Below are 16,128 nucleotides of genomic sequence, written 5' to 3' on the forward strand. Positions count from 1 at the left end.
CGATGACCGAGGAGACCATTTCATCCGATATCCCGACGTCCCGCATGCTGAGTTGGGCACGCAATTCGACCATCTACCGGCTCGAGCGGCGCATGATGACGGAAAAGCAGCTCTTTGACGCCATCACCCGCAAGGCGAAGGAGAAGTTCGAGGATATCAGCGCAGCCCAGGTCAAGGCCGTCGCCGATTTCGCCGTCAAATTCGCCTATGACAACAAGGCGATCGACGATACCGCCTATGCCGAAATCAGCACGCGTTCCGCCGTGCGCAGCGGCAAGTCGAAACGCGCCATCGCCCAGAAGCTTGCGGTCAAGGGCGTCTCCAGTGACAGGGTTGAGGCTGCGCTTGAAGAGGCTGACGATCTCTATGCCGCGGCGATATTCGCCCGCAAACGCGCCTTCGGCCCCTTTCGCCGCGTTGAGCTTGACGAAAAACGAAAGGCGAAGGAGCTCTCCGCCTTCGCCCGTAACGGCTTCAGCTTCGAGATCGGCAGGAAAGTTTTCGAGATGAGCTTTGAGGATGCGGAAGAGGTGATCCTCGCTGGTCGTCTCTGATATCGCATCAAGCCTTTTGCTACCCCGATCAGAAGTTTGAATTTGTCGCCCGCAAGCTGCCTTCGTATGAAGAGCGCGCGATTGGAGACATCAATGGAAGACAGAACGAATGCCGGAGCGGGCACGCTGACCGCGCAGACATCATCGGCATTGGGCGGGGTAGCGGCTGGCGGGCTGATGTGCCTCATGTCCATGTCGTCAATCCAGTTCGGTGCAGCCCTTTCCTCCTCTGCCATCTCCACCTATGGGCCGGCCGGCGCCAGTTGGCTGCGCCTTGTCTTTGCAGCGATCATCCTGGCGATCGTCGTGCGCCCGCGCATGTCAAGCTACAGCCGCGACCAATGGACAAGCGCCCTGGTCCTCGGCACGACGACCGCGCTGATGACCATGAGCTTCTTCTCGGCGATCGAGCGCATTCCGCTCGGTCTTGCCGTGGCGATCGATTTTCTTGGCCCGCTTGCTGTGGCAACCATCGGCTACGGGTTCGGCCGGCGTCTCGTCTGGCCGCTGGTTGCCGCGCTCGGCGTTCTGGCTCTCGCTCATGATGGTGAAGGTTGGGTTGGCGATCCCTTGGGTGTTCTCTTCGCGTTCGGCGCGGGAACCGGCTGGGCGATCTATATCGTTCTGACGAAGAAGATCGGTGCGAGCTTCAAGGGACTGGAAGGGCTTGCCGTGTCGCTCATGGTTGCCGCTTTGGTTGCGACACCCTTCGGTTTTGCCGGCGCTGTGCCGAAGCTTGATGCTTCCGGTCTGATCGAAATGGCGGGCCTTGCCATTCTCGTGCCGCTGCTGCCCTACACGCTGGAATTGATCGCCTTGCGGCGCTTACCGACAACCTCCTTCGGCATTCTTATGAGCCTCGAGCCGGCCATTGCCGCACTCGCAGGTTTCATCATCCTGATGCAGCCCATGACGCTTCTGCAGATGGCCGGAACGGCCTTGGTCGTGGCCGCAAGCGCTGGTGCGACCTTTTCGGCAAGGCAGTGAAGGGTCAGTCCGTCTTCTTCGTGGGATCGTCGAGCGCCGGATTGTAGAAGAGCGACAGCGTCAGGCTTTTGGCGATCCGCTCCGCCGTCGCCATGAACCAGTCCTTGGCTTCCGGCGTCGGCGCCACGTCGTCGAGCGTTGTGGAAAACAGCGAAAGCCATTTCGGGAAAAGATCCGTCGTCATGTTCGCGACGCCGAGATGCGCCTGCACCGGCTTGCCGCCATAGGCACCGCTCCGGAAGGCGACGGCCGACCAGAAGCTTTTCATCCTGTCCATATGTTCGGGCCAGCGCCCGGAAAGCCGCGCATCGAAGACAGGCCCGAGTTCAGGATGCGCCAGTACCCGCCCGTAGAAGGTCTCCACCAGCTTTGAAATGAAGGCCTCGTCCACGCCGATCTCTTTCATCTCGGCTTCGGCCTTTTCGCGGATCGCTGCAACATGTGCGGCCCGCCCCTGTATCTCATTATTCATCTTTAACCTCGGCGCCGCTTGCAGCTCGCGGCCTTCATATAGATTGACGCGCCGTCTCAGCAAAGCGCGATCGGTGGATCGCGTCATTCTGTCAATCCGCAGGGCTTTGATCTTGACCCATGCTGCCTGCCCCTTTAAGTTTAGAATAATTCTAAATTATTGGAGATTACCTATGCTGGCACGGTTTTTCAGATCACCGAAACGTTCTTTCCGTTCTCTCTCCGAGCAGGAAATCCTGGCGCTCGCCATTGCCTCGGAAGAGGATGATGCCCGCATCTATCTCGCCTATGCGGAACATCTGCGAAAAGAGTTTCCGGCTTCCGCCAAGGTGTTCGAAGATATGGCTGAGGTGGAGGACACGCACCGAAGGTCGCTGATCGAAATTCACCGTCAGCGCTTCGGTGAGCGAATTCCTCTGATTCGCCGTGAGCATGTCGAGGGATTTTACGAGCGCAAGCCCGACTGGCTGCGCGCCAACCTGTCTCTCGATGCCATCAGGCAGGAGGCCGAGGCGATGGAGGAACAGGCCTACCGCTTCTATATCGAGGCGATCAAGCACACTTCTGATGCCTCCACCCGCCAGTTGCTCGGCGATCTTGCGCTCGCCGAACAGGGCCATGAGGACATCGCCCGCATGCTCGGCGACAAGCACACGCCTGAGGATGTGAAGAAGGAAGAGGATGAGACGGCGCGTCGCCGGTTCGTGCTGACCTATGTGCAGCCGGGCCTCGCTGGCCTCATGGACGGTTCGGTTTCCACGCTCGCACCGATCTTTGCCGCCGCCTTCGCGACGCAGGATACCTGGCAGACCTTCCTCGTTGGTCTCTCTGCCTCGGTCGGCGCCGGCATCTCGATGGGCTTCACCGAAGCGGCTCACGACGACGGCAAGATTTCCGGCCGCGGCTCGCCGATCAAGCGCGGCCTTGCCTGCGGTATCATGACGGCGCTCGGCGGTCTCGGCCATGCGCTGCCCTATCTGATCCCGCAATTCTGGACCGCGACCATCACCGCCGCCATCATCGTCTTCTTCGAGCTCTGGGCGATCGCCTTCATCCAGAACAAATATATGGAGACGCCGTTCCTGCGCGCGGCCTTCCAGGTGGTTGTCGGCGGCAGCCTCGTACTGGCAGCCGGCATTTTTATCGGGAACGCGTGAATATGAGGGTGACGGGCGGTCGGGCGAAGCCCGAGCAATCGATCCGGTGAATCGATTGCAGCGCGACCGCACTCCTCAAATGAAAAAGGCCGGCGAAAGCCGGCCTTCCCCACAGTCCCCCTCAAAACTCTTTACTTCAGAGCGCCGACCAGGACGTCGCGGCCATTCTCGATGGTGACCCAGCGGCCGGCATTGAAGCTCGACTGGCGCTTGATGAACGTATAGGGCGTCGAAAACCACGGCTTGACGTCGGTCGCGAGGTTGTCGAGCACGAAGTCGCCTTCGGCGGTGCGCAGCGTCAGAACCGCGTGGCCTTCCCCGTCAGGCTTGCGCACGACGGTCATCAGCAGGTCTGCGGGCGAGAAGCCGCGCTGGATAAGGATACGGCGCTTCAGGAGCGCGAAGTCCTCGCAGTCGCCGGCCGTGGTCGGATAGGCCCAAACCTCGTCCTTGCCGTAGATTTCCTTGTCGGTCATCGGCGTGATGGTGCGGTTGACGGTCGCGTTGACGGCGCGGACCGTGGCCCACTTGCCGCCGGTCATGGCGAGCGGGCCACTATTGCGATTGGCACCGCATTCAGCGCGATGCGTCTGACAGAAGTCGTAGTGACCGATCGGCTGCGAAGTCGCACTGCCGGTCACCATGGAGGCATTCTTGCTAGGAGCCGGAATAGCCGCCGGCGCCATTGCAAACACGGCCATCATGGCCACGAGGAAACCCTTGATCCGCACGCCCTACTTCCCTGCATCGCCCTTTATTTATTAACAAACAGTTAACGGAGAGGGCCGAAAGGAGTCAATCGTTACTTCTTGTGAGGACTTTGCAACTCGTAGACATGGTTAAAATGCAACGTAACCTTTGGGTGATTGAACGGAACTTGTTCAACCATGGCATTCTATTGCAGCTGCATATTCTTTGGCGAGTGACCGGCTTCCACTTAGCGGATCAGGCCTTTGACGGCGCTGCGCAGCCGTTCGATGTCCTGCGGGCGCGAAAGCCGGTGGTCGCCGTCGCGGATGAAGGTCAGCACCACATCGTCGGCCGGAAGATGTTCGACCAGCTTCATTGCGTGCAGATAGGGAACATCTGCATCCTTCATGCCCTGCAGGATATGGATCGGGCAGCCTGTTTCGATGATCCCGGTCAGCACCCGGTTCTCGCGCCCGTCTTCGATCAGCGCGCGGGTATAGATATTGGGCTCCACACTATATTGCGAACGCTCCTCGAAGTAGCCGCGCTGTTCAAGAGACGTGCGTTCTTTCTTCCTGAGGTTCGGTTCGATGAGATCGGAGGTGAAGTCCGGGGCCGGTGCGATCAGTACCATGCCCTCGAGCCTCGGCCCGCCATGCCGCGCGAGCTCCTGCGCCACCCTGAGCGCAATCCAGCCGCCCATCGAGGAGCCGACGAGGATCATCCGGTCCGGTGCGATATGACGGATCACTGCGAGCGCCTCCTCCAGCCAGCGCGAGATCGTGCCATCCGTAAAGGCGCCGCCGGAAAGTCCGTGGCCGGAATAGTCGAGACGGATGCAGGCCGCGCCCAGTTCCGAGGCCAGCCGGTCGATCTCGATAGCCTTGCTGCCGCTCATGTCCGATCGGTAGCCGGATAGCCAAACCAGGGCGGGAAGGTCGGTGTTGGGCTGAGCCGGGCGCACCAGCATGGCGATCTGCCGCGCAACCTCCTCTTCACCGACATCGAGGAATTCGGGCTCAAGGACGGTCATTTGATCGGACATCGGGCAGAACTCCTGTTGTTTTGGCCTATAAAACAGATTCTTGACAGGCTGACAGCAGGTGATTTTTCCGCTAAAGGGTGTTATTGACTCCGTTGCAGCGATGACGTGACCTCGTTTGTGCCCCCTTCGAGAGGGACACGAAGCTGCAACGTTCCGAACAACGCGAGGAGAATACGACCATTCGCAGACCCTTTAAAACCGACGCGCCCGTAAAGGATGGACCGCGCTCGAACCGGGAGATTCGCATTCCCAAAGTTCAGCTGATCGCAGCTGACGGACAGAATATGGGCATCGTGCCTACCGACCAGGCCTTGAGAATGGCGGAAGAAGCCGGCCTCGATCTCGTCGAAATTTCCCCCAATGCCGAACCGCCGGTATGCAAGATCCTCGATCTGGGCAAGCTGAAATATTCGAACCAGAAGAAGGCCGCCGAGGCGCGCAAGAAGCAGAAGATCGTTGAAGTCAAAGAAATCAAGATGCGCCCGAACATCGACACCCATGATTATGAGGTGAAGATGAAGGCGATGGGCCGCTTCTTCGACGAAGGCGATAAGGTAAAGGTGACGCTGAAGTTCCGCGGCCGCGAAATGGCGCACCAGGAACTCGGCATGAAGCTTCTCCAGCAGGTCAAGGCCGATACGCTCGAGATCGCCAAGGTTGAAGCTGAGCCCAAGCTCGAAGGCCGCCAGATGATGATGGTGCTGGCGCCGAAGTGACCGGAGCCGCATCCTTTCGCTCAAAGCCGTCCGACAGGGCGGCTTTTGTGTTTTCCGAGGCGGCAAGATTCGTCATCCGCCCCGTTGCACTTTCATGGCGCTGCGGTTATAAGCGCGCGTCCGAACTGACCGGCAGGGCATGCCGTGGCAGTTTCGAATGCTTGCGGGCAGGTTTCGTCACTGGCCCGCAGATCAACAACAAACGCTCCCGCGCCTTTGGCGAAGACCCGTAAGCCGGGCTTTCGCAGAAGGGCTTCTTTAACGAAGCGGGTGAGGAGCTTTCAGAACGGAGTAGCAAAATGCCCAAGATGAAGACGAAGTCCTCTGCCAAGAAGCGGTTCAAGATCACCGCTACCGGCAAGGTCAAGGCGGCTGCCGCTGGCAAGCGCCATGGCATGATCAAGCGCACGAACAAGTTCATTCGCGATGCACGTGGCACGATGGTTCTGGCAGAACCCGATGGCCGCAAGGTCGTGAAGAACTATCTGCCGAACGGTCTCTGAGACTATTCCGGTAACGCGTTAGATTAAGGAGATCATGAAATGGCACGTGTAAAAAGAGGCGTCACCGCCCACGCCAAGCACAAGAAGGTTCTGAAGCAGGCCAAGGGTTTCTACGGCCGTCGCAAGAACACCATCCGTACTGCCAAGGCTGCCGTCGATCGCGCCAAGCAGTACGCATATCGCGACCGCAAGGTTAACAAGCGCAACTTCCGCGCCCTCTGGATCCAGCGTATCAACGCTGCCGTCCGCGAATTCGGCCTGACCTACGGCCGCTTCATCGACGGTCTAAACAAGGCTGGCATCGAAGTCGACCGCAAGGTTCTCTCCGACATGGCAATCCACGAGCCGGAAGCATTCGGCGCCCTGGTTGCTGCCGCCAAGAAGGCCCTTGAATACCTCAAGGACACCGGCACGGCTAACGAGTTTGAAGGCGCGGTTCGTTAACCAGCGCTTCCCAAGCTTGACGCTTTTTTGAATTTTGGGAAACCCGCGCTGGTTTGGGCTAGCGCGGGTTTTTCTTTCTTTGTACTGCTGGCGCCGGCCTTGCCGAGCCCTCCTTTCGAACGCCGCCTGCTCTGGACGGAAAGAAGACAATGTCAGATATCGACCAGCTTAAATCCTCTCTGCTTGCCGAAATTGCCGCCGCCAACGACGAGCCTGCACTCGAAGCATTCCGTGTTTCGGCGCTCGGCAAGAAGGGTTCCGTCTCCGAACTCCTGAAGACGCTCGGCGCGATGACGCCGGAGGAGCGCCAGACCCGTGGCGCAGCGATCAACGCGCTGAAGAACGAGGTAAGCGACGCCCTCACGGATCGCAAGTCGGTGCTGAAGGAAGCGGCGGTCAACGCCCGCCTGAAGGCTGAAACGGTCGATGTCAGCCTGCCGGTCCGGTCCTCGCCCGCCGAGCGCGGCCGCATCCATCCGATCAGCCAGATCGTCGATGAAATCACCGCGATCTTCGGCGACATGGGCTTCTCGATCGCAGAAGGCCCTGATATCGAGACCGACTACTACAATTTCACGGCGCTCAATTTTCCCGAAGGGCATCCGGCGCGCGAGATGCACGACACCTTCTTCTTCAATCCGGATGAGGAGGGTGAGCGCAAAGTCCTGCGCACGCATACCTCGCCGGTGCAGATCCGCACGATGGAAGCGCAGAAGCCGCCGATTCGCATCATCATTCCCGGCAAGACCTATCGCCAGGATTCCGATGCCACGCATTCGCCGATGTTCCATCAGGTCGAAGGCCTGGTCGTCGACAAGAAGGCCAATGTCGCCAATATCCGCTGGGTGCTGGAAGAGTTCTGCAAGGCCTTCTTCGAGGTCGACAGCGTGACGATGCGTTTCCGTCCGTCCTTCTTCCCCTTCACCGAGCCGTCATTCGAGGTGGATATCCAGTGCGACCGCTCCGGCCCGATCGTCAAGTTCGGCGAGGGCACCGACTGGATGGAGATCCTCGGCTGCGGCATGGTCCACCCGAACGTGCTGCGCTACGGCGGCCTCGATCCGGACGAATATCAGGGTTTCGCCTGGGGCATGGGCCTCGACCGCATCGCCATGCTCAAATATGGCATGCCCGACCTGCGCGACTTCTTCAATGCCGATGTCCGCTGGATGAACCATTACGGCTTCCGCCCGCTCGACATGCCGACGCTGTTCGGCGGCCTGAGCGTTTAAGGGAGGATTCGACCTATGAAATTCACGCTCTCCTGGCTTAAGGATCATCTGGAAACGGATGCCACGCTCGATGAAATCTGCACCCGCCTGACTGAGATCGGGTTGGAGGTGGATGATGTCGACGACAAGGCAGCCTTCAAGCCCTTTGTCATCGCCAAGGTTCTCTCGGCCGAGAAGCATCCGCAGGCAGACCGCCTGAAGGTGCTGATGGTCGATATCGGCCAAGGTGCTCCGGTACAGGTCGTCTGCGGCGCGCCGAATGCACGTGCCGGCCTCGTCGGCGCTTTCGCGGCTCCCGGCACCTATGTTCCCGGCATCGACGTGACACTGTCAGTGGGCAATATCCGCGGTGTCGAAAGCCGCGGCATGATGTGCTCGGAAAAGGAACTGCAGATCTCCGACAATCACGACGGCATCATCGACCTTCCGGAAGATGCGCCAGTCGGCACGAGCTATGCCGCATATTCCCATCTCGACGACCCGGTCATCGAGATCAACCTGACGCCGAACCGTCCGGACTGCACCTCGATCTACGGCATCGCCCGCGATCTCGCAGCCTCCGGCCTCGGCACGCTCAAGACGCGGCCCGCTCCGACCTTCGCCGCCGAAGGCGAAACGCCGGTGAAGCTGACGCTCGATCTCGATGACACGAAGCTTTGCCCCGGCTTCAGCCTGCGGCTCGTCCGTGGCGTCAAGAACGGCCCAAGCCCGCGCTGGATGCAGCAGCGGCTTCTCGCCATCGGCCTGCGTCCGATCAATGCGCTTGTCGATATCACCAACTACATGACCTTTGATCAGGGTCGGCCGATGCACGTCTTCGACGCCGCCAAGGTCACGGGCAACCTCACCGTCCGCCGCGCCAGGGAAGGCGAAACCGTGCTGGCGCTCGATCAGCGCGAATACAAGCTCGGCCCGAACAACGTCGTCATCGCCGATGAAAACGGCATCGAATCGATCGGCGGCATCATGGGCGGCGAACATTCCGGCTGCGACGAGAACACTGTCGACGTGCTGATCGAATCCGCTCTCTGGGACCCGATGAACATTGCCAAGTCCGGCCGCGGGCTCGGCATCATCACCGATGCCCGCTACCGTTTCGAGCGCGGCGTCGATCCGGAATATATGGTTCCCGGCCTCGAGCGCACGACGGAGCTGGTGCTGGAGCTTTGCGGCGGCACGCCGGCCAAGGCCGAGATTGTCGGCTACAAGGGTTATGAGCCGAAGATCGTCGACTTCCCCTATTCGGAGGTCAAGCGCCTGACAGGCCTGGACGTCTCGACGGAGGAAAGCAACACGATCCTGGCCCGCCTCGGCTTCAAGGTTTCCGGCTCCGGCGAGCGCGTTTCCGTGTCCGTTCCTTCATGGCGTCCCGATGTCGACGGCAAGGCCGATCTCGTCGAGGAGGTCATGCGCATTCACGGCGTCGACAATATCAGGCCGGCCCCGCTCGAAAGCCATGCTGCCGTCAACGGCAAGATCCTGACAACGCTGCAGATCCGCACCCGCGCGGCCAAGCGCGCCCTTGCCTCGCGCGGCATGCTGGAGGCCGTCACCTGGTCCTTCATTCCGGAAGATCAGGCAAAGCTCTTCGGCGGCGGTTCCGCAGCCCTCAAGCTCGCCAATCCGATCGCTGCCGAAATGTCGGACATGCGCCCCTCGCTGCTGCCGGGTCTGCTGACGGCCGCCCAGCGCAATGCCGATAAGGGCTATGGCGACGTGGCGATCTTCGAAGTCTCGGGTACCTACGAAAACGACACGCCGGAAGGCCAGCGGCGCGTGGCGGGCGGCATCCGCCGCGGCACAGCCTCGCTTGCCGGTGCCGGCCGCATGTGGTCGAACGCCTCAAAGGGCGGCGGCAAGCCGGTTGACGTCTTCGATGCCAAGGCTGACGCACTGGCAGTTATCGAAGCCTGCGGCCTGCCGATGGGCAATATCCAGATCGAGCAGGGCGGTCCCGAATGGTATCACCCCGGCCGTTCCGGCACGATCAAGATGGGTCCGAAGGTGATCCTCGGTTCCTTCGGCGAGTTCCATCCGACGACGCTCGAAAAGCTCGATGTCTCCGGCGCCCTCTGCGGTTTCGAAGTCTATCTCGATGCCATGGCCGAGCCGAAGAAGAAGGCAACCCGCACCAAGCCGGCGCTCGATCTCTCGCCCTTCCAGGCCGTCAAGCGCGACTTCGCCTTCGTCATCGACAAGACGGTGGAAGCCGGCGCCATCATCAAGGCTGCCACCGGCGCCGATCGCAAGCTGATCACAGGTGTCAATGTCTTCGATATTTTCGAAGGTGCCTCGGTTGGCGAAGGCAAGAAGTCTGTCGCGATTGAAGTCCAGATCCAGCCGGCCGAGCGCACGCTGACCGACGAGGATTTCGAGGCGCTGACGCAGAAGATCGTTGCCAGCGTCGCCAAGTTTACCGGCGGTGTTCTCCGAAGCTGAGCCGGCTACAAGCCAGATATTATAGCCGGCAGCGCGGGCTGCCGGCTTTTTCATATGTGAAGATGATAGAGCTTGCTGACGATCGTCCAGCGGCCCTCGATCTTCAGCAGCGAGAGATAGTCGGTGAAGCGCATGCCGGCGAATTCGTCGGTTACTTTCACGGTCGCTGCATCGCCTGATATATCGATGCTTTCGATATCCATGTAAGGTTGAGTGCCGGGCGGTGCTGCCCCTTCCTCGATGATTGCGCCAATGAATTCATCGCGCGAGAGCCATTCCACCGCGTTTTGATAGTGCCCGATGATCGAACTCTTCGGGTGGAACGCTTTCTTCAGGGCTGCCTCATTGGCGAAGGCCATGCCCTCGACATAGAGATGAACCGTTGCTTCGATTGCCTGCCTGTCGGCCATATCGACACCTCGCCTCATATTCTGAAGGAGATGATAGCGGGGTCGTCGGCGAAGACAAGACTGGGAGAAGGAGAGCAGCCGGCGGTGGCCGCTCTCCTTATGTGAGGACAAGTATCAGGCTGCGCGCGAAGCCTTCTGGTTCGCGGCAGTCATTGCAAGCTTTGTCAGAAGCTGGTCGGTCTTGCCTTCTTCCTGCAGAGTCCGGTCGAGAAGCGTGACGGCTTCCTTGAAGCCTAGCGTCTGCGCCCAGGTCTTCAGCGTGCCGTAGCGGGCGATTTCATAATGCTCGACGGCTTGGGCTGCAGAAATCAGGCCCGCATCGATGGCCGATGTGCCTTTGAATTCCTCCATGATTTCCTCGCCCTCGGCGATGATGCCCTGGATCGCTTCACAGGTTTTGCCCTGGGCACGCTTGCCGATGATTTCGAAAACCTGCTGCAGTCGCTCGACATGGCCTTCAGTTTCTTCACGGTGCTTTTCGAAACCTGCCTTCAATTCCGTCGATTGAGCAGCGCGTGCCATCTTCGGCAAGGCGCGCAATATCTGCCGTTCGGCAAAATAGATGTCCTTCAGCGTATCGTAAAACAGATCTTCCAGTGTCTTTTCCTTGGCCATTGTTCCGTTCCTTTGTTGATGGATTTGCGCCCCTCGGGCGACATTTCTTAGAAGTTGGCACCGGGCTAATTGTTCCCACGCATTTCGGGTGGAATCACTGCATCGTCCGGGCGACGGTATCGTCAGGAATCGGGAGGACCGTGCATGAAGAAACCGAGATCGATGAAGGGGCTCGAGGATCTTGGCCGGGTGCGCCTGTCGAAGAACTTCTTCTTCCGCGATTTTCTCCACTCCGAGATCGCCGATTTCTATCGGATACCAAACATCCCCGACGACCCCGATCTTGCAATCGAGACAGGCCGTCGCCTGTGCGAGGAACTTCTGGAGCCGCTGGAAGCGAGTTTCGGGCGCTTGCATATTCGCTCCGGCTACCGTTCGCCCGAGGTCAACCGCTTCGGCAACGAGAATAAGCTCAACTGTTCGACCAATGCAGCCACGGCTGCCCATCACATCTGGGATGTCAGAGATTTTGACGGCTGCATGGGCGCTGCCGTCTGCATCGCCATCCCGTGGATGGTCGACCGCTACAGCGATGAAAGCGACTGGCAGCGGCTCGCCTGGTGGATCCATGACCACCTGCCTTATGCCTCGCTCTGTTTTTTTCCGAAGCTATGGGCCTTCAACATCCAGTGGCACGAGCGGCCGAAGCGTGTGATCCAGAGTTATGTGCGCCCACGCGGCATCCTGACCAAGCCGGGCATGGCCAATTGGCAAGGCGATCATTCCGAATGGTATGAGGGCTTTCCGCCGCTCAGAAATTGATGCGGTAGCGGATGTGGCCGTCACTCTCGACGTAAGTATCGTAGAGCGCTTGGGCAGTCTTGTTCTGCTCGCTCGTATGCCAGTAGAGCCGCGACCAGCCATTCTTCTTGCAGAGGTCGACGAGGTCGTCCATCAGCGCCCGGCCGACGCCTTTGCCGCGCACCTTCTCCGATACGAACAGGTCTTCGAGATAGCAGTCCTTGCCGCGGATCCACGTACCTTCATGCGTCAGGCAGAGTGTGAAGCCGACGACTTCGCCGTCGAGTTCCGCCACCCGCATGAAGATTGCCGACGCCGGATCGAAGACCCGGCGCCACGTGGAATCAGTGATGTCGGCATCGACGGTGACCTCGTAGAAGGCGAGATAGTCTGCCCAGAGCGCACGCCAGCGTGTCTCGTCTTCGGGTTTCGCGTCACGGATCGTCACGGTCATGCCATCACCTCGTTTCAGGCGCCTGCTTTATCGAGCAGCGCCATCGCCTCGTCGGAAAGCTCAAGCGTTGCCGATTTCACCAAGCTTTCAAGCTGGGAAAGGCTCGTAGCACTGGCGATCGGCGCCGTCACGCCCTTCTTGCGCAGAAGCCAGGCGAGTGAGATTTCCGCAGGCTTGGCGCTTGTCTCGGCCGAAATCTTGTCGAGGGCGGCAAGAATGCGCATGCCCTTGTCGTCGAGATACTGTGCGACACGGCCTTCGCGTGCGCGGCCCTCCGTATCCGCCTTGCTGCGGTACTTGCCCGAGAGAAAGCCGGCCGCGAGGCTGAAATAGGTGATGACGCCGATGTCTTCCTTGACGCAAAGGTCGGCAAGCGGACCTTCGAAGCTCGAACGCTCATAGAGGTTATATTCCGGCTGCAGCGCCTGATAGCGCGGCAGGCCTGCCTTGTCGGCGGCGTCGAAGGAGGCCTGCAGCAGGCTTGCATCAAAATTCGAGCAGCCGAAGGAGCGGATCTTGCCCTGTTCCTGAAGCTTGGCATAGGCGCCGAGCGATGCTTCATGCGGCGTATCGCCATCCGGCCAGTGCGAGAGATAAAGGTCGATATAATCGGTCTGCAGCCGGCGCAGCGAATCCTCGACCGCCCCAAGGATATAGTTTGCCTTCAGCGTCTTGCCCTGACCCATGTCGGAGCCGACCTTGGTGATGATGACGGCCTTGTCGCGCGAGACCTTTCCTTTCTTCAACCACTTGCCGATGATTTCTTCGGAATCGCCGCCCTTGTTGCCCGGCACCCAGGCGGAATAGACGTCGGCCGTGTCGATCGTGTTGAGACCAGCATCGAAAAAGCCATCAAGAATGTCGAAGGAGGTTTTCTCGTCGGCCGTCCAGCCGAAGACATTGCCGCCGAAGACGATCGGCGAGACAAAAAGACCTGTTTTTCCAAGCCGGCGCATTTCCATGGCGCTCTCCCAAAATGCTGAAGTGATTGAAATCTGAGGAAACGGCAGAACGCCGTTCGCAAGTAACCTAGCGCGGAGTATCCCCGAAGGAAACCAAACTTCCGTGATCGCCGGTCGCGCCATTGCGCCGCATGAGAGGGCTGCATAAAATGCGCCGGATGAATTTCAGGAGGACCTTTCATGTTGCGTTTCGGTATACTTTCAACGGCCAAGATCGGCCGGGATAATGTCGTTCCCGCCATTCAGGACGCAGAAAACTGCGTCATCACCGCGATCGCCAGCCGTGATTTTGCACGCGCCCGTGACATGGCGGACCGTTTCTCCGTGCCGCATGCCTTCGGTTCCTATGAGGAAATGCTGGCCTCCGACACCATCGATGCCGTTTATATCCCGTTGCCGACCGCCCAGCATGTCGAGTGGTCGATCAAGGCCGCCGATGCCGGCAAGCATGTGCTCTGCGAAAAGCCGATCGCGCTGAAGGCCTCCGAGATCGACGATCTCATCGCTGCGCGCGACCGTAACAGGGTCATCATCAGCGAAGCCTTCATGGTCACCTATTCGCCGGTCTGGCGGAAGGTTCGCTCGCTGCTGCAGGATGGTGCGATCGGCGAGCTTCGTCATGTGCAGGGCGCCTTCACCTATTACAATCGCGACCCCGGCAACATGCGCAACATCCCCGAACTCGGCGGCGGTGGCCTGCCTGATATCGGCGTCTATCCCGTCGTCAGCACCCGCTTCTCCACGGGCAAGGAGCCGTCCTGGATCCAGGCAATCACCGAGCGCGATGCGGAATTCGGCACGGATATCTATTCCAGCGTGAAGGCCGATTTCGGCGATTTCGAGCTGAGCTTCTACATCTCCACCCAGATGGCCGGCCGTCAGATCATGGTCTTCCACGGCACCGAAGGTTATATCGAGGTCAAGTCGCCCTTCAACGCCAATCGCTGGGGGGCCGAGGAGATCGAAGTGACCGATCGCGGCCACAACGAATCCCGCATTATCCGCTTCCAGGACAGCCGCCAGTACAGGTGCCAGGCGGAAGCCTTTGCCCGTGCCGCGGCAGGCGAAAAGGAAGAGATCGTCACGCTGGAAGATTCCAAACTCAATCAGAAGGTCATCGACGCCATCTACCGCGCCAGCGAGCAGGATGGCTGGGAAGCCGTCTAGAGCAATTCCAGCAAAAGTGCGCAGCGGTTTTGCGTCCGGAATTGCGTGAAAACAATGAGATAGAGCATTTCCGTGATTCGAAGAAAAACGGAAATGCTCTGGAGTTTATTCGGCTTTTTCGCGGAAGACGAAGCGGGAATAGCCGAAGAAGCTGAAGAACATCGACGCTGCGGTCGCGAGCACCATTGCAACAAGCGGCTGCAGCGCCGGTAACGACAGAAGCAGCGCCGAATAAAGCGCGTAATTGACGAGAGCGGCGGTCACGCCGACCGAGCCGTAGCGAAAGCCTTCCGCCGCCAGCGATCGGCCGGATCGATCGAAAGTGAAGGTCCGGTTGAATGCCCATGTCGTCGCCATCGCGAGTGCAATGGCAATCAGCCGGGCAATGAAGGGACCGAGCGGCGTCAGCTGCAGAAGGGCAGAAAGCACGCTCGCATCGACGATGAAGCCAAGCCCACCGGCGAGCGCGAAGCGAATGAGTTTCTTCACGCTGCGTCCGCCTCTTTGCCATCAAGTGTTATGGGCGAGGTCTTATCCTTTGCTGAAACCGGCGCCGCCAGGTTCATATAATGGATGCGCAACTGCTCGGCCCGCGCCCGTGCAACGGAGTCGAGAATGACGCCGGCCGTAAACAGCATGATGGAGATCATCGCAAGCGCTGTCGAGAGCACCCAGGTCGGCATACGGCTGACGAGGCCGGTCGCAAAATATTCCGTCAGCACCGGACCCATGAAGCCGAGACTTGCCAGCATGAAAAGCGCGCTGATCGTGCCGAAGAAAGCGAAGGGCCGGGTCTCCTTCATCAGCATGGCGAACATCCAGAGGATCCTGCCGCCGTCGCGGAAGGTCGAGAGCTTCGAATGCGAGCCTTCCGGCCGCCGGCCATAATGCAGTTCCAGTTCGCTCACCGGCAGCTTCAGCCGCGAAGCATGCACCGACATTTCCGTCTCGATCTCGAAGCCGCCGGAAACCGCGGGAAAGCTCTTGACGAAACGCCGTGAGAAGGCCCGATAGCCGGAAAAGATATCGGTGAAGTCAGGTCCGAAGATCGCGCGATAGAGTATGTTGAACAGCCGGTTGCCGAGGGCATGCCCCTGCCGGCCGGCATCGTCATGCACGCCACGCCGTGTGCCGACCACCATGTCGGCCCGTTCCGTCAGCAGCGTCCGCACCAGCTCTTCGGCATCCTCGGGCGCATAAGTCCCGTCGCCGTCGGCGATGATGTAAATGTCGGCATCGATATCGGCGAACATGCGGCGCACCACATGGCCTTTGCCTTGGCGCCGCTCGCGCACGACCTGCGCGCCGGCGAGCATGGCATGCAGCGCCGTGCCATCGGTGGAATTGTTGTCATAGACGTGGATATGTGCATCGGGCAGTGCCGCCCGGAACCCCCCGACGACAGCACCGATCGTTGCCGCCTCGTTGTAGCAGGGGAGTAGAACGGCAATATCAGGACTTTCGCTAAGCGATCGCGCCATGGGGTTATACTCGTTACAAAGAAACCGGGGCGAATTTACTGCATGCGGCGTTAACAAGCC

General features: G+C 59.8%; 19 protein-coding genes. 10 read left to right on the forward strand and 9 right to left on the reverse strand.

Annotated elements, in window-relative coordinates; translation table 11 throughout:
- The first annotated feature begins 2 nt into the window (after positions 1-2).
- Positions 3-554 (forward strand): recombination regulator RecX, encoded by a 552-nt coding sequence (gene recX, locus FHT82_RS06910; protein WP_183727702.1) that lies wholly within the window; start codon positions 3-5, stop codon positions 552-554.
- 93 nt (positions 555-647) lie between these two features.
- A complete protein-coding gene (locus tag FHT82_RS06915; protein ID WP_183727704.1) occupies positions 648-1,541 on the forward strand; it encodes an EamA family transporter in 894 nt (297 codons plus the stop codon).
- 4 nt (positions 1,542-1,545) lie between these two features.
- Here FHT82_RS06915 and FHT82_RS06920 read toward each other — a convergent pair whose 3' ends face one another.
- Positions 1,546-2,013, reverse strand: coding sequence for a truncated hemoglobin (locus FHT82_RS06920; RefSeq protein WP_183727707.1), 468 nt, complete (start codon positions 2,011-2,013; stop codon positions 1,546-1,548).
- Positions 2,014-2,185: 172 nt separating this feature from the next.
- On the opposite strand from FHT82_RS06920, the gene mbfA reads away from it, so the two are divergent.
- The gene (gene mbfA, locus FHT82_RS06925) at positions 2,186-3,169 is read left to right on the forward strand and encodes an iron exporter MbfA (protein ID WP_183727709.1); all 984 of its coding nucleotides are present in this window, start codon (positions 2,186-2,188) and stop codon (positions 3,167-3,169) included.
- Between the two features lie 131 nt (positions 3,170-3,300).
- Here mbfA and FHT82_RS06930 read toward each other — a convergent pair whose 3' ends face one another.
- Both FHT82_RS06930 and FHT82_RS06935 read right to left on the reverse strand, forming a co-directional pair.
- Positions 3,301-3,900 (reverse strand): transglutaminase-like cysteine peptidase, encoded by a 600-nt coding sequence (locus FHT82_RS06930; RefSeq protein ID WP_183727711.1) that lies wholly within the window; start codon positions 3,898-3,900, stop codon positions 3,301-3,303.
- Between the two features lie 206 nt (positions 3,901-4,106).
- Complete coding sequence (locus FHT82_RS06935; protein ID WP_183727713.1) at positions 4,107-4,904, reverse strand: alpha/beta hydrolase; 798 nt, start codon at positions 4,902-4,904, stop codon at positions 4,107-4,109.
- 179 nt (positions 4,905-5,083) lie between these two features.
- Here FHT82_RS06935 and infC point away from each other — a divergent pair, with 179 nt between their 5' ends.
- The 5 genes from infC to pheT all read left to right on the forward strand — a co-directional run bounded on the left by infC (position 5,084) and on the right by pheT (position 10,238).
- Entirely contained in the window at positions 5,084-5,620 is a 537-nt protein-coding gene (gene infC / locus FHT82_RS06940; protein ID WP_183729176.1) for a translation initiation factor IF-3, read from the forward strand.
- Positions 5,621-5,919: 299 nt separating this feature from the next.
- Entirely contained in the window at positions 5,920-6,123 is a 204-nt protein-coding gene (gene rpmI, locus FHT82_RS06945) for a 50S ribosomal protein L35 (protein WP_004108077.1), read from the forward strand.
- A 39-nt stretch (positions 6,124-6,162) separates the two neighbouring features.
- Entirely contained in the window at positions 6,163-6,567 is a 405-nt protein-coding gene (gene rplT, locus FHT82_RS06950) for a 50S ribosomal protein L20 (RefSeq protein WP_112541929.1), read from the forward strand.
- 149 nt (positions 6,568-6,716) lie between these two features.
- Positions 6,717-7,799, forward strand: a complete 1,083-nt coding sequence (pheS, locus tag FHT82_RS06955) for a phenylalanine--tRNA ligase subunit alpha (RefSeq protein WP_183727715.1) — start codon at positions 6,717-6,719, stop codon at positions 7,797-7,799.
- A gap of 15 nt (positions 7,800-7,814) precedes the next feature.
- A complete protein-coding gene (gene pheT, locus FHT82_RS06960; RefSeq protein WP_183727717.1) occupies positions 7,815-10,238 on the forward strand; it encodes a phenylalanine--tRNA ligase subunit beta in 2,424 nt (807 codons plus the stop codon).
- Positions 10,239-10,288: 50 nt separating this feature from the next.
- Here the strand turns inward: pheT and FHT82_RS06965 are convergent, their stop codons facing one another.
- Together FHT82_RS06965 and FHT82_RS06970 are read right to left on the reverse strand one after the other, a co-directional pair.
- Entirely contained in the window at positions 10,289-10,648 is a 360-nt protein-coding gene (locus tag FHT82_RS06965) for a nuclear transport factor 2 family protein (RefSeq protein ID WP_183727719.1), read from the reverse strand.
- 114 nt (positions 10,649-10,762) lie between these two features.
- The gene (locus tag FHT82_RS06970) at positions 10,763-11,263 is read right to left on the reverse strand and encodes a ferritin-like domain-containing protein (protein ID WP_183727721.1); all 501 of its coding nucleotides are present in this window, start codon (positions 11,261-11,263) and stop codon (positions 10,763-10,765) included.
- Positions 11,264-11,407: 144 nt separating this feature from the next.
- Here FHT82_RS06970 and FHT82_RS06975 point away from each other — a divergent pair, with 144 nt between their 5' ends.
- On the forward strand, positions 11,408-12,025 hold the full coding sequence (locus FHT82_RS06975) for a hypothetical protein (RefSeq protein WP_183727723.1): 618 nt from the start codon (positions 11,408-11,410) through the stop codon (positions 12,023-12,025).
- On the opposite strand, the gene FHT82_RS06980 is transcribed toward FHT82_RS06975, so the two are convergent.
- Together FHT82_RS06980 and FHT82_RS06985 are read right to left on the reverse strand one after the other, a co-directional pair.
- A complete protein-coding gene (locus FHT82_RS06980) occupies positions 12,015-12,458 on the reverse strand; it encodes a GNAT family N-acetyltransferase (protein WP_183727725.1) in 444 nt (147 codons plus the stop codon). The two genes, FHT82_RS06975 and FHT82_RS06980, sit on opposite strands and share 11 nt — an antisense overlap.
- A gap of 14 nt (positions 12,459-12,472) precedes the next feature.
- Entirely contained in the window at positions 12,473-13,420 is a 948-nt protein-coding gene (locus FHT82_RS06985; protein ID WP_183727726.1) for an aldo/keto reductase, read from the reverse strand.
- Positions 13,421-13,600: 180 nt separating this feature from the next.
- Here FHT82_RS06985 and FHT82_RS06990 point away from each other — a divergent pair, with 180 nt between their 5' ends.
- A complete protein-coding gene (locus FHT82_RS06990) occupies positions 13,601-14,587 on the forward strand; it encodes a Gfo/Idh/MocA family oxidoreductase (RefSeq protein ID WP_183727728.1) in 987 nt (328 codons plus the stop codon).
- A gap of 105 nt (positions 14,588-14,692) precedes the next feature.
- Here the strand turns inward: FHT82_RS06990 and FHT82_RS06995 are convergent, their stop codons facing one another.
- Together FHT82_RS06995 and FHT82_RS07000 are read right to left on the reverse strand one after the other, a co-directional pair.
- Entirely contained in the window at positions 14,693-15,076 is a 384-nt protein-coding gene (locus FHT82_RS06995; protein WP_183727730.1) for a GtrA family protein, read from the reverse strand.
- A complete protein-coding gene (locus FHT82_RS07000; protein ID WP_183727732.1) occupies positions 15,073-16,068 on the reverse strand; it encodes a glycosyltransferase in 996 nt (331 codons plus the stop codon). Before FHT82_RS07000 ends, FHT82_RS06995 begins: the two co-directional genes overlap by 4 nt.
- Positions 16,069-16,128: the final 60 nt, after the last annotated feature.

Origin of the sequence: Rhizobium sp. BK275 (genome assembly GCF_014193555.1) — a bacterium.
Classification (GTDB): Bacteria; Pseudomonadota; Alphaproteobacteria; order Rhizobiales; family Rhizobiaceae; genus Rhizobium.